The organism is Chromobacterium vaccinii (assembly GCF_001855275.1).
Classification (GTDB): domain Bacteria; phylum Pseudomonadota; class Gammaproteobacteria; order Burkholderiales; family Chromobacteriaceae; genus Chromobacterium; species Chromobacterium vaccinii.
Genome location: NZ_CP017707.1, coordinates 485,240 through 501,097, shown reverse-complemented (window position 1 = coordinate 501,097; position 15,858 = coordinate 485,240). Strand labels below are relative to the sequence as shown.

Sequence of the window (15,858 nt, the reverse complement as noted above, 5' to 3'; positions counted from 1 at the left end):
TTTTTCATTCAGGCGCCTGGGCGCGCCCTGGGCTTCCCGGACGGAATGACGAAGCCATCATCGCGCGGCTCAGTCGCCGGGGTTGCGCACCAACAGCACCGGCATATCCGCCACTTTCAGCACGCCTTCGGCCACGCTGCCCATCAGCAGGTGCATCAGCCCGCCCAGACCATGGGTGCCCATCACGATCAAGTCCGCGCCCCAAGCGCTGGCCTCGTCGGACAAGACGGCCGCGATCTTGTCGCCCCAGCTCTCCAGTATCTTGCATTCCGGCGCCATGCCCAGCGCTCGGGCGCGGTCTCCCGCCAGCCCCAGCACCTGCTCGCCCGCCTGCTTGATCGATTTTTGCAGCTCGGTGGCATCCAGAAATTCGGTGCCGCCCCAGCCAAACTGGGCCAGATCCACCACATGCACCAGCCGCAGGGTTGAGCCGAAGGCCTTGGCCAGCTTGCAGGCCTCGTCCAGCGCCATATTGGACGTGTCGCTGTCGTCCACCGGTACGAATATCCTTTGATACATGACGTTCAGCTCCTCTATGATCTTGGCTTGCGCCGACAGTCTATCAAAATCTCCTCGCCCGCATTTGACACAGCTTAGGCAGTTTTGACATAAAGGCCATATCGTCACTCTCTTCTGCCAGTATACGCCATGGCCAGGATTCGAATCGAAGCGCCCCAGCAAATCGTCTATGACACTCTTCTGGATGTCAGGATAGGCGATATCAACTACGCCAATCATCTATCCAATGATGCCCTGCTGCGAATGGCCCAGGAGGTTCGGCTTCGCCTGCTCCGGCACTGGGGCCATGCCGATGAGCTGCATGTCGGCGATGTGGGGATCGTAGTGGCGGATGCGGCCATTTCCTATCTCTCCGAAGCCTTTCATGGGGATGTCCTGCGCTTTCTCGTCGGCATCGCCGACATCCACGGCAAGGGGCTGGATTTCATTTATCAAGTGATCGATGACAACAGCGGCAGAGAAGTGGCAAGATTGAAAACGGGCATCGTGTTCTTTGATTACCAAGCGCGCCAAGTCGCCCCCATGCCGGAATCGTTTTCGGCCAAGCTCGGCCAATAAGCAAGAAGGAATCGCGCCATGAGAAACTACTCGCAAAACAGTCCGGAGGCGATTGCCAGACTCCTCGCCATATTCATGATCGCGGACGGCAATATGGATCCCCGCGAGCTGGAACTGCTTGAAAAGCTGCATGTTTACCACCTGATCAACCTGCCGAGAAAACAGTTCGCCCAGGTTCTGCGCGACGTATGCGATGACATTTCCGACGAAGCATCCGACGACGGCTCGATCAAATTGCTGGAGCGCGAGCGCATCGACAGTCTGCTCGCCGACATCACCGATCGCCGCAAACGCATCCTGACTTGCGTACTGGCCATGGATATCAGCAAGTCGGACGGCACCATCAGCGACAGCGAAATGGCCCTGCTCAGCCATATGATGAAGAGCTGGGGCATTTCGCTGGAAGACCTGGAAAGAGAATTCGCCCGATGACCGGTTCCAGCCGCCGCCCCGGCGGCTCTACGCCTCTCAAACAACCACCCTTGCAATAAATAATGAACACTCGCTTTACTGGAACAGAACGCTATATCGCCACCGACGACCTGATGATGGCCGTCAATGCCTCCATTACGCTCCAGCGTCCTCTGCTGATCAAGGGCGAGCCCGGCACCGGCAAAACCATGCTGGCCGAAGAAGTCGCGGCCAGTCTGGGCCGGGAGCTGATTATTTGGCCGATCAAGTCCACCACCAAGGCCCAGCACGGCCTGTACGAATACGACGCCGTGTCGCGGCTGCGCGACTCACAGCTTGGCGGCGACAAGGTGCACGACATCGCCAACTACATCGTCAAGGGCAAGCTGTGGCAGGCATTCGAGGCCGATCAGGCCCCTGTGCTGCTGATCGACGAGATAGATAAAGCCGACATCGAGTTTCCCAACGACCTGTTGCGCGAACTGGACCAGATGGAATTCTTCGTCCACGAAACCCAGCAGTTCGTGCGTGCCCGCCAGCGGCCCATCATCATCATCACGTCCAACAATGAGAAGGAATTGCCGGACGCTTTCCTGCGTCGCTGCTTCTTCCACTACATCCGCTTTCCCGACGCGGAGACGATGCAGAGCATCATCGACGTCCACTTCCCGGACATCCGGCAACAGTTGGTGAGCCAGGCTTTGGAAGTGTTCTTCTCGATCCGGGAATTGCCCGGGTTGAAGAAAAAACCCACCACATCCGAATTGCTGGATTGGCTGAAATTGCTGTCCGGCGAAAACATCGGCGCCGAAGAACTTGCAGGGCTGCACGAACGCAATGCGCCGCCGCCTCTGGCTGGCGCGCTGCTGAAGAACGAGCAGGACTTGCAGCTGTTCGAGCGGCTGATGCAGATGGCGCGCTTGCGTCGAAATTGATATGGATGAGCTGATCCGCCGCTTCATCGACCACCTGGCCGTCGCCGGCCGCAGCCCGCACACGCTCGCCGCCTACCAGGCGGATATCGAGCTGCTGCAAAAAACGCTGCAGGCGAAGCAGGCGCGCGAGGCATCCCCAACGGACCTGCGCAAGGCGCTGGCCAAACTGCATGCGCAGGGGCTGAGCGGCCGCAGCCTGGCCAGGCGGTTATCCTCGTGGCGGCAGTTCTACCACTGGTTGCAGTTGAATGGCGGACGGGAAGACAACCCCGCCGCCGGACTGCGCGCGCCCAAGCGGGAAAAGCTGCTGCCCAAGGCCTTGCCGGTGGACAGCGCCGCGGCGCTGCTAGACAGGATAGAAGGCGACGATGGCCTGGATGCCCGCGATCGCGCGATTTTCGAGCTGGTCTACAGCTGTGGCCTGCGGTTGTCGGAAACGGTGGCGCTGAATCTGGATGATGTGGACTTTTCCGACCAGCTGCTGCGGATACGCGGCAAGGGCGGGAAGGAAAGGTTGGCTCCGATCGGCGCCGAGGCTATGAGTCGGCTGCGGATCTGGCTTGCTGAACGCCCCGCCGATCCGGACGAGAGCGCGCTGTTCCTGGGGCGGCACGGCCGGCGGCTGGGCGGCCGCCAGATTGAGAAGCGCCTGCGCGACTGGGCGATCAAGACTGGCGCCAGCCAGCATGTCCACCCGCACATGCTGCGGCACTCGTTCGCCTCCCACCTGCTGCAATCATCCGGCGATCTGCGCGCGGTGCAAGAATTGCTGGGCCATGCCAATCTGTCCAGCACCCAGATTTATACGGCGCTGGATTTCCAGCATCTGGCCAAGGTGTACGACGGCGCGCATCCGCGCGCGCGCAAGCGCGGCAAGCCGGACGGCAGCGAACCGTCCTAGCCGTTGCTCGAATGGTCCTCGGACTAACCTCCCTTATGCACATCCCTGCACAGCAACATAGCCTGGATGTCGTCGGCCTTGCCCTCATCAAAGCCGAGCCGCTCCACTCTTCTCTCTGGATTGCTCCAGGTGCCGAATATCAAGTCCCATAGCGGCAGGCCGTAATTCTGCGCATGATGGCCGTGAGCGTGGTGAACGGTATGCATCTCCGGACGCTGGCAAAAATAGCCGAGCCAGCGCGGGGTATTCATGTCGCCGTGCAGAAACAGATCGAAAGCGCTGGTGAAGAACAGCGCCCATGCGGCGGCGACGGGCGAAGCCCCCAACGCCAGATAGCTGGAAAAGGCGCTGATCAGCACCGCCGCGGCCGAGTCCAGCGGGTGGGCGTAAAACGCAGTCAGCGCCTCCACCCGCCCCGGGCTGTGGTGAAGCTGATGGAACACGCGCCAAAGCCAATCCGAAGCATGCGTCGCGCGATGCCACCAATAAAAGACGAAGCTGGTCAGCAGGAAGCTGGCTGCTCCCACTAAGATGTCCGGCCAGTCGCGCGCGGCCGGAATCAACGCCGCTCTGCCAATCTGGGCGGAAAACAAATAGCCCAGCGCGAGCGTGACCGCCGCCGTGCAGGCGCCCAGCGCGCCGGCCATCAGCAGCCAGCGCCGGTCGCAGCGGTTTTTCGACGCAGGCGCGATAACTTCGCGGGTAAAGATGCCGACGAACAAAATCGCCAGCGCGGGAAAAGCGTATAACTCCATATGTTTCCAACTGCCGGGTATTCGAACTCAGGCCTGGGACGCGCCCGCGTGGACGCGATCCAGCAGCTGAGCCAGCGCCTCCTCCATCGTTTGCTGGCGCACCGCCTGGCGGTCGCCGGTGAAGTGCCGGCTCCAGGCTTCGGTTTGCCCGCCCGGGTGCGCGATGGCCAGCCATACCAAGCCAACCGGCTTGTCTGGCGAGCCGCCGCCTGGCCCGGCGATGCCGGATACCGCCACCGCCCAGTCGGCGTTGGCCAGCGCCTGCGCGCCGGCGGCCATCTCCCTGACCACCCGCTCGCTGACCGCGCCGTGATCCATCAGCGACGAAGCCTGCACTTTCAACAACTGCTGCTTGGCCTGGTTGCCATAGCTGACCACGCCATGGCTGAACCAGCCGGAACTGCCTGGAACATCGGTGATGGCGGCCGCAATCATGCCGCCGGTGCAGGATTCCGCGGTGGAGACGCTCTCGCCCCGCGCCAGCAAGGCGGCGCCGAGCTCGGCGGCCAATTGTCTGCTATTTGCCATGGCGTTCCCTGTAATGTCGGATCAGGCCGTTGGTGGAACTGTCGTGCCCCAGCGCGCCGGTATCGCCGGACAGCTCCGGCAGCATGCGCCGCGCCAGCTGTTTGCCGTACTCGACGCCCCATTGATCGAAGGAATTGATGCCCCAGATCACTCCTTGCACGAACACCTTGTGCTCGTAAAGCGCCATCAGCATGCCCATGCTGTACGGCGTGACCCTGTCCAGCGCCAGCGTATTGGATGGCTGGTTGCCCGGAAACAGTTTTTGCGGCAGCAGCATGTCCAATTGCTCGCCGGACAAATGGCCCAGCTCCTGCATCGCCTCGGCTTCGTTCTTGCCGCGCATCAGCGCCTCGGTCTGAGCCAGGCAGTTGGCGACCAGCACGTCATGCTGATTGCCCAGCGGATAATGGCTGTTCAGAGGAAGAATGAAATCACAGGGCACCAGCCGGGTGCCCTGATGCAGCAGCTGGAAGAACGCATGCTGGCTGTTGGCGCCCTCCTCGCCCCAGATCACCGGGCCGGTGTCGAAATCCAAAGCCTCGCCCAGGCGGCCCACCCGCTTGCCGTTGGATTCCATGTCCAGCTGCTGGATATGGGCCGGCAGGCGGCGCAGGCCATGATCATAGGGCATGATGGCATGAGTATGCGCCCGGTAGAAGGTGTTGTACCAGATGCCGATCAGCGCCAGCAGCACCGGCATATTGGCCTCGAACGGCGACTCGAAGAAATGCTTGTCCATCGCGTGGCCGCCGTCCAGAAAGGCGCGGAAATTGTCATAGCCGATGGATAGCATCACCGGCAGGCCGATCGCCGACCAGACCGAGTAGCGGCCGCCAACCCAGTCCCAGAAACCGAACATGTGCTGCGGATCGATGCCGAAGGCCCGCACCGCCGGCTCGTTGGTGGAAACCGCGACGAAATGCCTGGCGATATCCTCTTCGGCGCCCGCCTGCAGAAACCAGGCGCGGGCGGCCTGGGCGTTCAACAGGGTTTCCGGTGTGGTGAAGGACTTGGACGCGATGATGAACAGCGTGGTGGCCGGGTCCAGCTCCCGCAACGTTCGCGCCAGATGCTGGCCGTCGACGTTGGACACGAAGTGCACCTTAAGCTCCGGATGGGCATACGCGGCCAGCGCGTCTGCCGCCACCAGCGGTCCCAGATCCGAACCGCCGATGCCGAGATTGACCACGTCGCGAATCCGCTGGCCGGCGAACCCCTGCCAGCGGCCATCCCTCACCTGCTCGCTGAAATCCTTGAGCCTCGCCAATACCTGATGCACATCGGCCGCCACGTCGCGCCCATCCAGGCTCAGCTGCGCGCCGACGGGCAGACGCAAGGCGGTATGCAATACCGACCGGTCTTCGCTGACGTTGATGCGCTCGCCGCGGCGCATCCGGTCCATCCAGCTCCGCAGATCCGCCTTGTTCGCCAGCTCGAACAACAACTCCAGCGTGCGTTCCGTGATGCGGTTTTTCGAATAATCCAGCAGCAAACCGTCCAGCTCCAGCGAAAACCGCTGGAACCGCTGCGGGTCCAGTTCGAACAGCTCGCGCATGTGCATGTGGCGCGTCGCGCGCTGATGCTGATGCAGCCTGGCCCAGACCTGGGTGGAGTTGATGTCGATGTGGCGATGTGCGGCCATGTTTCCTGCCAATGGAATACAAGGTGAATGTGAAAAAGCCGGCCCATTGGAGCCGGCTCGTCGCGGCGGGGCTTATACCTTGAGGAAGTGCTCGCGGTAGTAGCGCATTTCCTCGATCGACTCCAGGATGTCGGCCAGCGCTTCGTGCTTGCCGCGCTTGACCACTCCCTTGGCGAGTTCCGGGCGCCAGCGCTTGCACAACTCCTTCAGGGTGGATACGTCCAGATTGCGGTAATGGAAGTAAGCCTCCAGCCGCGGCATCCAGCGCGCCATGAAGCGGCGATCCTGATGGATGGTGTTGCCGCACATCGGCGTCACGCGTTCCGGGATGTACTGCGCCATGAAATCCAGCAGCCGCTGCTCGGCTTCCGCCTCGCTGACCGTGGAATTCTTCACTTTCTCGATCAGGCCGCTCTTGCCGTGGGTATTCTTGTTCCAGTCATCCATGCCGTCCAGGATGGCGTCCGGCTGGTGAATCACCAGTACCGGGGATTCCGCCAGGACGTTCAGATTGCTGTCGGTTACTATCATCGCCACTTCGATGATGCGGTCCTGATCCGGATTCAGGCCCGTCATCTCCATGTCGAGCCAGATGAGGTTATTGGTATCTTGTGCCATACTAGCCAATCTTTAGAAAACCCTGCCATTTTCCTTCATTGCCGCGCCGTCGGCAAACTCCATACGGACATCCATGATCGACGCCTTTTCCTTGCTGTTCGCCGCCGCGCTGACGCTGACGCTGTGCCTGAAATTGTGGCTGGGCTGGCGCCACATCCGCCATGTATCGCGCCACCGCGTCCAGGTCCCGGCAGCCTTCCGCGACAGCATCACCCTGGAGCAGCACCGCCATGCCGCCGACTATACCGTCGCCAAGACCCGGCTCGGCCTGTTGTCCGCCTGGGTGGACACTGCGCTGATCGCGGCGTTCACTTTCGGCGGCGGACTGCAATGGCTGGCCGTCCACAGCATGGAATGGTTCGCCAGTCCGCTATCGTCGGGCATGGCGTTGATCGTGGCCGTCGCGGTGATCAGCAGCCTGGTCTCGCTGCCGTTCACCCTGTACGGCACCTTTGGGATCGAAAGCCGGTATGGCTTCAACAAGACCACATTCTCGCTGTTCATGGCCGATATGGTCAAAGGCACCCTGATCGGCGCCGCGATCGGTCTGCCGCTGCTGGCGCTGGTGCTGTGGCTGATGGAGATATCAGGCCCCTTGTGGTGGCTGTGGGTATGGCTGGTCTGGTCCGGCTTCCAGCTCCTGATGGTGGCGCTGTATCCGACGCTGATCGCGCCGCTGTTCAACAAATTCAAGCCGCTTGAAGACGAGGCTCTCAAGGCGCGGATCGAGGCGCTGCTGCAGCGCGCCGGCTTCAAGAGCCAGGGCGTGTTCGTGATGGATGGATCGCGCCGCTCCAGCCACGGCAACGCCTATTTCACCGGCTTCGGCGCAGCCAAACGCATCGTATTCTTCGATACTTTGCTGTCCCAGCTCAGCCACGCCGAAATCGAAGCAGTGCTGGCGCATGAGCTGGGCCATTTCAAACGCCGCCACATCGTCAAGCGCATCGCCATGGCGTTCGCGCTGTCGCTGGCCTTGCTGTGGCTGCTGGGCCAGCTGCTGCACGCTCCCTGGTTCTATGCCGGCCTCGGCGTCGCCGCGCCCAGCACTGCGATGGCCCTGATCCTGTTCTTCACCGCCACGCCGGCCTTCACCTTCCCGCTGACGCCGCTGTCCAGCCGAATGTCGCGCGTGCACGAATACGAGGCCGACGATTTCGCGTCGGAACAGACCCGGGCGGAGGATCTGGTCAGCGCGCTGGTCAAACTGTACCGCGACAACGCGTCCACGCTGACGCCGGACCCCGTCCATTCCGCCTTCTACGATTCGCACCCGCCCGCGGCGCTGCGCATTCAACATCTGAAAGGAAATCAGGCATGAACCTGCTGGAGCTCTCCTGCACCCCGCAACACGGCCAAAGCCCGCTGGCCGACAATACCGTCAAGCAGTTGCTGTCCACGCTGCCGGACTGGGAAATCGACGGCATCGAGCTGCGCAAGACCTACCGCTTCGCCAACTACCATGAAACCATGGCCTTCGTGAACGCCCTGGCCTGGATCGCCAACCAGGAAGATCATCATCCGGACATGTCGGTACACTACAATCGCGCGGTGGTGAATTTCAGCACCCACGACGCCGGCGGCCTGACCCTCAACGACTTCATCTGCGCGGCCAAGACCGAAGCCCTGTTCCGCCGCCCATGACAGCCAGCACCGGACAAATCATACGCAGCCACGGCCGACGCTTCATCGTGGAAGCGGATGGCCAGACTTTCGATTGCACCACCCGCGGCAAGCGCGTCGATTATGCCTGCGGCGACATCGTCGACATCCTGATCCAGAATCGCGAGCAGGCGGTGATCGAGCGCGCGCATGAGCGCCGCAGCCTGCTCTATCGCCAGGACGACTGGAAAGCCAAGAAGATCGCGGCCAACGTCACGCGCATCCTGTTCGTGATCGCCGCCGTGCCCACGCCCAATGAGGAACTGCTGGGGCGCTGCCTGATCGCGGCGGAGGCCGGAGACATCGACCCCATCATCGTGGTCAACAAGAGCGACCTGCCGGAAACCGCGGCGCTGCTGGGAAAATTGCAACTCTATGTGAACCTGGGTTACAAGCTGGTCACATTGTCGGCCAAGCAGGACTTCTCACCGCTGAAACCCTTGCTCAGCGGGCATACCAGCGTGTTGGTAGGCCAGTCCGGCATGGGCAAATCCACGCTGACCAACGCGCTGCTGCCCGAGGCCAACGCCCGCATCGGCGACATCTCGGAAGCGCTGGATTCCGGCCGGCACACCACCACCCACGCGGCCCTGTACCATCTCGACGAAAACAGTCATCTGATCGACTCTCCGGGATTGCAGGAATTTGGCTTGAAACATCTGAAATCCCCGGATTTAATTCACTATTTTCCCGAAATGCGCAGGTATATTGGCCAGTGTCGCTTCCATAACTGTTCGCATTGCGTCGAGCCCAATTGTGCAATCATTACGGCTGCAGAACAGGGCGCAATCTCCAAGCATAGACTGGATCTGCTGCAAAGGCTCAGCCGGGAACTAAGCTAAAGCATTGTAAATAAAGTAGCACATGCTATTTATTTACTTTTTATGGCACCCTGCATATTCTGTAACAAAAGGAAGTAAAGATAATTCAAGCATAGATTCCAAACCCGACAGAGGAGCCAGCATCATGACGAAAAGGATTGCACTAGTCACCGGAGGCATGGGGGGCATTGGAACCTCCATCTGCAAGGCCTTGGCTGAAGCGGGATATGCCGTGGTGACCACCTACAGCAAGCCGGGCCGTGAGTCCGCCTGGCATGCCGACATGAAGGGGCTGGGTTTCAGCGACATCCACAGCTACCAATGCGACGTTACCGACTTCGCCGCCTGCCAGGAAGTGATCGCGCGCATATCCAAAGATGTTGGCCAGGTGGGCATTCTGGTCAACAACGCCGGCATCACCCGCGACGCCAGTTTCAAAAAGCAGAGCAAGGATGATTGGGATGCCGTGATCCGCACCAATCTGGATTCGGTGTTCAACATGACCAAGCCGGTGCTGGACAATATGCTGGAGGCAGGCTTCGGCCGCATCATCAATATCTCGTCCATCAATGGCCAGAAGGGGCAGTTCGGCCAGACCAACTACTCCGCGGCCAAGGCCGGCATGCACGGCTTCACGATGGCGCTGGCCCAGGAAGTGGCCAAAAAAGGCGTGACCGTCAACACCATCTCTCCCGGATATATCGCCACCGAGATGGTGATGGCTGTGCCCGAGGATGTGCGCAACAAGATCGTGGCCCAGATTCCGGTGGGCCGCCTTGGCCGTCCGGAAGAAATCGCCGCTCTGGTCACCTTCCTCTGCTCTGACAACGCCGGCTTCATTACCGGCAGCAATATCGCAATGAATGGCGGCCAGCACATGATGTAAGCCCGCCATGGCTCCGCAATACTGTTCGCGCCGCCGCCCGGGCGGCGTTTTCTTTTCGTGCCCGGCATGGTGTATGCTGTCCAGCCCGCACTTACTCCCAAGTAATGAACACCCTCCATGGCAGAAAACCTCATCATCGAAGGCGACAGCAAGGAAGAGAAATATCAGGCCCTGCTGCCGCAAGCTCATGCGCTGATCATGGGCGAAACCGACGTTGTCGCCGCGCTGGCCAATCTGTCCGCCGCGCTGGCTTCGACCTTCGGCTGGTTGTGGACCGGCTTTTATCTGGTCAAGGGCGAGCAGCTGGTTCTGGGGCCGTTCCAGGGGCCGATCGCCTGCACTCGCATACCGCATGGCCGCGGCGTCTGCGGCAGCGCTTGGGCGCAGAATCGCACGCTGCTGGTGGATGATGTCGACGCTTTTCCCGGGCACATCGCCTGCTCCTCGAGCGCCCGCTCCGAAGTGGTGGTGCCCATCCGCAACGCCGCAGACGTGGTCGTGGCTGTGCTGGATGTCGATTCCGATCAGCTGGGCAGCTTCGACCAAACCGATGCGCGCTATCTGGAACGCATCGTCGAGCCGCTTGCCAAGCTGTTCGACCAAGCCGGTTGAAAGCTTGGCCGAACTCAAAAAAAACAGGCCCGGAGTTTCGGGCCTGTTTTCATGTTCGGCTGGTCACTTCTGAATGGAGAGCAGCTCCACTTCAAAATACAGCGGCGTATTCGGCGGAATCACGCCCGGCACGCCGCGGTTGCCGTAGGCGGTATTGGCCGGGCAAGACAGCTTGGCCTTGCTGCCCACCGTCAGCGCGCTGACGCCCTGGGTCCAGCAGGGAATCACGCGGTTCAGCGGGAAGCTGATCGGGCCGCCGTTCTTGTAGGAGCTGTCAAACTCCTTGCCGTCCTTGAATGTGCCGCGATAGTTCACCTTGACGGTGTCGCTGGTCGAAGGCTTGGCGCCCTTTCCGGGCACCAATACTTCGACCTTCACGCCGGAAGGCAAGGTTTGCGAAGCCGGCTCGGCCATCGCCGCCGCCGCGCATATGGACAAAACCAGGGCAGGAATCATTCGATAAGGAAACATAGGCTCTTTCATCGTAAATACGCGGGATACCGGCAGCGCCGAGTCCTCACTTGTGCATCAGGGAAAGGAATTCCTTGCGCAGATCCGGGTTGGTCAGGAAGGCGCCGCGCATCACGCTATTGGTCATCTTGCTGTTGCTGTCCTTCACGCCGCGCCAATGCATGCAGAAGTGATCGGCCTCCATCACGATGGCCAAGCCATCGGGGTGCAGTTTCTTCATCAACAGTTCGGCGATCTGCGAAACCGCCTCTTCCTGTATCTGCGGCCTGGTCATGATCCAATCGATCAAGCGAACGTATTTGGACAAGCCGATCAGATTCGAATGCTCATTGGGCAGCACGCCCACCCAGACTCTGCCGATGATGGGGCACAGATGGTGCGAGCAGGCGCTGCGCACCGTGATCGGGCCGATGATCATCAATTCGTTCAGATGCTCGACATTCGGAAACTCGGTGCTGGCCGGCATGGAAACGTAACGTCCGCGGAACACCTCGCGCACGAACATCTTCGCCACTCGCTTGGCGGTGTCCTGGGTATTGTGATCATTCGCGGTATCGATCACCAGGCTTTCCAGCACGCCTCTCAACTTGGCCTGCACCTCTTCCTGCAACTCGTCCAGCTCGCCCTCCTCGATGAAGGCCGAAATATTGTCGTTGGCGTGGAAGCGCGCTCCCGCCTTTTGCAGACGATAGCGGATACGCTGCGACACGGCTTCCCACTGGCCCTGCTTGTCGGTTTTGCTCATTGTTGATTACTTGTTCGCAAGAAAATGGAAATCATTCCGAAATATACAGCAACTTGCACAATCCCTGGCCGGACGAGCCGGAAATAAACCAGCCCCGCGTGGGCCAGCCGGCCCTCGCGCAATGATCGCCCAGAAAGGGAATGGCATTGAGAGAAAAAGATATCAATGCTATATAAATGGCCGCCCGACATCAACACCCGAACCCAACCCTTTTCCACGAGAAGCGCCAAATGACAAAAGGCAGCCGAACTGGAAAGCTCGACTGCCCATTTGCAAAGCTAAAAGCGGGGACGCGCGTCATCCCGCCATCAGACACTCCTCCCGCCGCGGCAGGGCGATCTTGTTATCCTTGCTGTGCTGATAATCGAGGAACACATGCTCGGCGCTCAATAGCTGATAGCTGCCATCGCTGCGAAGATGGGTCGTGTCCTTCAGGCGATACGCGTAGTGTCCGCAGGTCCAGCAATCGAAATTACGCATATGGGTGCACAGACAGGTTTTTTCCCAAACAGGGACGCGGCGCTGGCCCGGATTTTCCGCATGCGCTTTGTGATAGGCGTCGATGTAGGAGCAGCCGCCCTTGGCATCCAGCAGATAGCCATAGGCTTCGCAATTCGGGCGGATGCTGTCGCCGATCGCCGGGCAATGCTTGATCATCCGCATCGGATAGCCGGTCGGCGATAGCTGGTTGACCTCGATATCCTCTTCGCTGGACTTGAAGTACTCCTGCTGCACCTTCTCCGGCAGTCCGCACTCGCGCGCCACGGTGAAGCGGGTAGCCACCTGCACTGCGCTGGCGCCTGCCTCCAGAAAGCCGGCCGCATCGCTGCCGGTGAAGATGCCGCCGGCCGGAATCAGCGGGATGTCCAATTGTTCGGCCCGCAGCCAATCGCGAATCTCGGTGAAAATGCTGGCCAGGTCGTATTCGGCCCAATCCATGCCGAAGCCCAGATGGCCGCCAGCGAGCGGCCCTTCCACCACGACGTAATCCGGCATGCGTCCGCAGCGGCTGTTTTTCTTCAGGAACAGCTGCAGCGCGCGCAGCGAGGAAACGATGATGCCGAGCTTGACGTCGCGGAAGCGCGGGTGGTCTTCAATCAGGGAGAAAGAACCCAGATGCAGGCCCGCGGCCAGCGTGATGCCGTCGATGCCGGCGTCCAGCGCCGCGCGCATCCGCACCCGCAGCGTTTCCTTGGGCGCGTTCATCGTCAGCTTTTCCATGCAGTTGATGAACACCAGGCCGCTGCCCTGCTTTTGCTGCATGGTATTGCCCACATGCAGACGGGTGGCCTCTTCCAGCATGCCCAGATCGAAACGGACGACCGACTTGTCCGGATTCTCGACGTTGAATTTATACTGGGCCAGCTTGTTCTTGACGAATTTGGTATTGAAACGGCGGTCCGTCACGGTGGGCACCATCGCGTCGGAAATATGGCCGACGCCGCCTAGCCGCGCAGCCTCCAGCGCCAGTTGGGCGGTGGAAATGTCGACGCCCATGCCTCCAATGACGATTGGCACCAATTCGTGTTTGCCCAACTGCAGGCGGAAATCATCAACACACTTCATCGTGACGGGTCTCTCCATAGAACTGGGCAAATTATCACCCGTGAAACGATGGAAATCCACATTTTTAGAGTTTTTGCTCATTCACAAGCAAGGCACTCCCATCTATCGCCCCAGCACTTCCGCCACTCGCCGCCGCAACGCCGGCAGCAACTCGGTCTCGAACCATCGATTGCGCGCCAGCCACATCCGATTGCGCGGACTGGGGTGCGGCAATGGAATCACGCCTGGATAATACTCGCGCCAGGCCGCAACCGTCTCGGTCAGCGTGCGCTTGCGCGAAGGCAGATGATAAGCCTGCGCGTAGCTGCCCACCGCCAGCACCAACTCCACTCGTGCAAGCAGCGGCAGCAGGCGCGGATGCCAGAGTCGGCTGCACTCCGGGCGCGGAGGCAAGTCGCCATTACGCCCCGTGCCGGGATAACAGAACCCCATGGGCACTATGGCGAAGCGCTCCTGATCGTAAAACACATCCGCCTCCACCCCCAGCCACTCCCTCAAGCGCTTGCCGCTGGCGTCATCCCAGGGGATGCCGCTCTCGTGCACCTTGCGGCCCGGCGCTTGGCCGGCCAGCAGGATGCGGGAGCCTTCCGCGGCCCTCAACACCGGCCTGGGCCCGCAAGGCAGCGACGCTTCGCACGCCCGGCAAGCCGCGATATCCGCCAGCAAGCCCTCCAGCGCGCTCATGCCGCCGAGCCGGCCAGCAGTTCGCGCCAGCCCCGCACATCCTCCTCCGTCCACGCCGCGCAGTCCAGCATCAAGCCGCAGGCGCCGGCAATCAGCGCCGCGCGAGCCAACGACAAGGCAGGAGGCAGGCCGCCAGTCTGCGGAGCTGAGACGATCAGCGGCAGATGGGTCCGCCGGTACAGACTCGCCAACACACCGACATCCAGGCTGACCGATTGGCCGTCGCCGCCGCATTCGCACAGCACGATCTGGTGATTGCCGCCGAGCGCGACATGCTCGGCCGCGGTCAGCCACTCATCCAGCGTCTGGCGATTGTCCCGCTGCAAGATGACAGCTTTATTGATGCGGCCGACTTCCCGCAACAACTCGATATTGCTCAGCGATTGCGGCGGCAGCAGCAAGGCTGCGGTTTGCAGCTCCAGATGCGCGTCCAGCAGGCGCACATCGCGCAGCTCGGCCACGGCGCCCAGTCCAGACTCGCGCGCCACGTCACAGAGCCGCTCCAGATCGGCCACGCCCAAGGCCTGATAATGGTAAGGGCTGGCATGGCTGCGCCCGCCACCCGCATACAGCAGGCTTCCACCGGCGAGCGCCACCTTGTTCGCTACTGCGCGCAGCGCGCCTTCGCTCCAGTCCTGCGCGCTGCCGCCCAGCCAGGCCGCGCCGCTCGCGCCGAATGCCGCTCTCCCCACTCTCACCCGCGAATCCTCCGGCTGGGCCTCCCGCGACACGATGCGGTAGTCGCCGACGACTCTGAGCGCGCGCTCGACGCCGGCCATCGCCTCGAACGCGCCGGCTTCCAGCCCGCTCTCCTCGCCCACCGCGCCGATCACTGTGCGCTCCATGCCCCGGGATACGTGCGCGGCCAAGCCGGCGCTTTCAATCCTGGCCACCACGTTCCGTACTTCGGCCTCGCTCGCGCGGGCGCTCATCACGATAATCATCCGTCCATCCCCTTGTCTTCTTTCGCCGGAGGCACCTCGCGGCGCCAACGACCGGCCAGCCGCCGAGCGAGGCGCGCCAGCGGCGACGGCCGCGACCAGAACCGCCGCGCCCGCATCTTCGCCAGCCTGGCCCAGCGCCACGGCAAGGAGGCGCGCAGCCGTTCGAACACCCATGCGCGAAGCCGCTCGAAGCGCTGGTGCCAGCGCACGAACCACGGCACCGACATCAGCGCCGGCCGCGTCAGCGTGAACAGCCAGGCCACCAATGCGGTGCCCCCGAGCTTGGCCAGCAGGATCACCGCCACACCCAGCAGCGCATGGCCTTGCTCAATCAGGAACAGCGCCGCCAGCTTGACCGGCAGCAAGGCCAGCGCCGGAGCCAGAAACAGGGCCAAGGCCACTCTGGGGGAGCGCCCCGCCACCCAGCGCTCCAACGCCGCGAACGGCGGCCAGCGGCCAAGCCGGGCAAGCGCCGCGGCCAGCTCGTCCCAGGCGAACTCTTCGAAAACGATGATCGCCGCCAGCAGCAACGCCAGCGGCCAGGCCATCGCTCGCCGCGCGCGCAGCCATGGCGACGCTTGCGTATCCCGCTTTCCCATG

The 15,858-nt window shown here is 61.7% G+C and carries 20 protein-coding genes; 9 read left to right on the top strand and 11 right to left on the bottom strand.

Annotated elements, in window-relative coordinates; all coding sequences use genetic code 11:
- Positions 1–69: 69 nt before the first annotated feature.
- Positions 70–519 carry a universal stress protein gene (locus tag BKX93_RS02440; protein ID WP_021476220.1) on the bottom strand — a complete coding sequence of 150 codons (450 nt, stop codon included), beginning with the start codon at positions 517–519 and terminating at the stop codon, positions 70–72.
- A gap of 129 nt (positions 520–648) precedes the next feature.
- On the opposite strand from BKX93_RS02440, the gene BKX93_RS02435 reads away from it, so the two are divergent.
- From BKX93_RS02435 to xerC, 4 genes are all read left to right on the top strand, one after another.
- Positions 649–1,077: a thioesterase family protein gene (locus tag BKX93_RS02435; RefSeq protein WP_046156512.1), complete on the top strand. Its 429-nt coding sequence runs from the start codon at positions 649–651 to the stop codon at positions 1,075–1,077.
- A gap of 18 nt (positions 1,078–1,095) precedes the next feature.
- Positions 1,096–1,509, top strand: a complete 414-nt coding sequence (locus tag BKX93_RS02430) for a TerB family tellurite resistance protein (RefSeq protein ID WP_021476222.1) — start codon at positions 1,096–1,098, stop codon at positions 1,507–1,509.
- 62 nt (positions 1,510–1,571) lie between these two features.
- Positions 1,572–2,423 (top strand): AAA family ATPase, encoded by an 852-nt coding sequence (locus tag BKX93_RS02425; protein ID WP_046156511.1) that lies wholly within the window; start codon positions 1,572–1,574, stop codon positions 2,421–2,423.
- A gap of 1 nt (position 2,424) precedes the next feature.
- Positions 2,425–3,324 (top strand): tyrosine recombinase XerC, encoded by a 900-nt coding sequence (xerC, locus tag BKX93_RS02420; RefSeq protein WP_070978549.1) that lies wholly within the window; start codon positions 2,425–2,427, stop codon positions 3,322–3,324.
- Between the two features lie 23 nt (positions 3,325–3,347).
- Here the strand turns inward: xerC and BKX93_RS02415 are convergent, their stop codons facing one another.
- The 4 genes from BKX93_RS02415 to orn all read right to left on the bottom strand — a co-directional run bounded on the left by BKX93_RS02415 (position 3,348) and on the right by orn (position 6,867).
- On the bottom strand, positions 3,348–4,046 hold the full coding sequence (locus tag BKX93_RS02415) for a sterol desaturase family protein (protein WP_235429408.1): 699 nt from the start codon (positions 4,044–4,046) through the stop codon (positions 3,348–3,350).
- A gap of 60 nt (positions 4,047–4,106) precedes the next feature.
- Positions 4,107–4,607: a CinA family protein gene (locus tag BKX93_RS02410; RefSeq protein WP_046156508.1), complete on the bottom strand. Its 501-nt coding sequence runs from the start codon at positions 4,605–4,607 to the stop codon at positions 4,107–4,109.
- Complete coding sequence (gene pgi, locus BKX93_RS02405) at positions 4,597–6,249, bottom strand: glucose-6-phosphate isomerase (protein ID WP_070978547.1); 1,653 nt, start codon at positions 6,247–6,249, stop codon at positions 4,597–4,599. Before pgi ends, BKX93_RS02410 begins: the two co-directional genes overlap by 11 nt.
- 72 nt (positions 6,250–6,321) lie before the next feature.
- Entirely contained in the window at positions 6,322–6,867 is a 546-nt protein-coding gene (gene orn / locus BKX93_RS02400; RefSeq protein WP_021476228.1) for an oligoribonuclease, read from the bottom strand.
- A gap of 73 nt (positions 6,868–6,940) precedes the next feature.
- Between orn and BKX93_RS02395 the strand changes: the two genes are divergently transcribed.
- The 5 genes from BKX93_RS02395 (at position 6,941) to BKX93_RS02375 (ending at position 10,848) form a co-directional block, all read left to right on the top strand.
- Entirely contained in the window at positions 6,941–8,188 is a 1,248-nt protein-coding gene (locus BKX93_RS02395) for a M48 family metallopeptidase (RefSeq protein WP_070978545.1), read from the top strand.
- The gene (locus BKX93_RS02390; RefSeq protein WP_021476230.1) at positions 8,185–8,511 is read left to right on the top strand and encodes a 4a-hydroxytetrahydrobiopterin dehydratase; all 327 of its coding nucleotides are present in this window, start codon (positions 8,185–8,187) and stop codon (positions 8,509–8,511) included. Before BKX93_RS02395 ends, BKX93_RS02390 begins: the two co-directional genes overlap by 4 nt.
- Entirely contained in the window at positions 8,508–9,371 is an 864-nt protein-coding gene (rsgA, locus tag BKX93_RS02385) for a ribosome small subunit-dependent GTPase A (protein WP_046156504.1), read from the top strand. Before BKX93_RS02390 ends, rsgA begins: the two co-directional genes overlap by 4 nt.
- Before the next feature lie 124 nt (positions 9,372–9,495).
- Positions 9,496–10,236 (top strand): acetoacetyl-CoA reductase, encoded by a 741-nt coding sequence (gene phbB, locus BKX93_RS02380; protein WP_021476232.1) that lies wholly within the window; start codon positions 9,496–9,498, stop codon positions 10,234–10,236.
- A gap of 117 nt (positions 10,237–10,353) precedes the next feature.
- The gene (locus BKX93_RS02375) at positions 10,354–10,848 is read left to right on the top strand and encodes a GAF domain-containing protein (protein WP_046156502.1); all 495 of its coding nucleotides are present in this window, start codon (positions 10,354–10,356) and stop codon (positions 10,846–10,848) included.
- 63 nt (positions 10,849–10,911) lie between these two features.
- On the opposite strand, the gene BKX93_RS02370 is transcribed toward BKX93_RS02375, so the two are convergent.
- The 6 genes from BKX93_RS02370 to BKX93_RS02345 form a co-directional block, all read right to left on the bottom strand.
- On the bottom strand, positions 10,912–11,319 hold the full coding sequence (locus tag BKX93_RS02370; RefSeq protein WP_070978543.1) for an FKBP-type peptidyl-prolyl cis-trans isomerase: 408 nt from the start codon (positions 11,317–11,319) through the stop codon (positions 10,912–10,914).
- Between the two features lie 46 nt (positions 11,320–11,365).
- Entirely contained in the window at positions 11,366–12,064 is a 699-nt protein-coding gene (gene folE / locus BKX93_RS02365) for a GTP cyclohydrolase I (protein ID WP_046156500.1), read from the bottom strand.
- A gap of 297 nt (positions 12,065–12,361) precedes the next feature.
- Positions 12,362–13,630 (bottom strand): nitronate monooxygenase, encoded by a 1,269-nt coding sequence (locus BKX93_RS02360; protein ID WP_046156499.1) that lies wholly within the window; start codon positions 13,628–13,630, stop codon positions 12,362–12,364.
- Between the two features lie 102 nt (positions 13,631–13,732).
- Positions 13,733–14,314 (bottom strand): uracil-DNA glycosylase family protein, encoded by a 582-nt coding sequence (locus BKX93_RS02355; RefSeq protein WP_070978542.1) that lies wholly within the window; start codon positions 14,312–14,314, stop codon positions 13,733–13,735.
- Entirely contained in the window at positions 14,311–15,246 is a 936-nt protein-coding gene (locus BKX93_RS02350; protein WP_070978540.1) for a hypothetical protein, read from the bottom strand. The genes BKX93_RS02355 and BKX93_RS02350 overlap by 4 nt, the downstream gene beginning before the upstream one ends.
- Before the next feature lie 8 nt (positions 15,247–15,254).
- Positions 15,255–15,857: a hypothetical protein gene (locus tag BKX93_RS02345; RefSeq protein WP_046156496.1), complete on the bottom strand. Its 603-nt coding sequence runs from the start codon at positions 15,855–15,857 to the stop codon at positions 15,255–15,257.
- Position 15,858 lies beyond the last annotated feature (1 nt).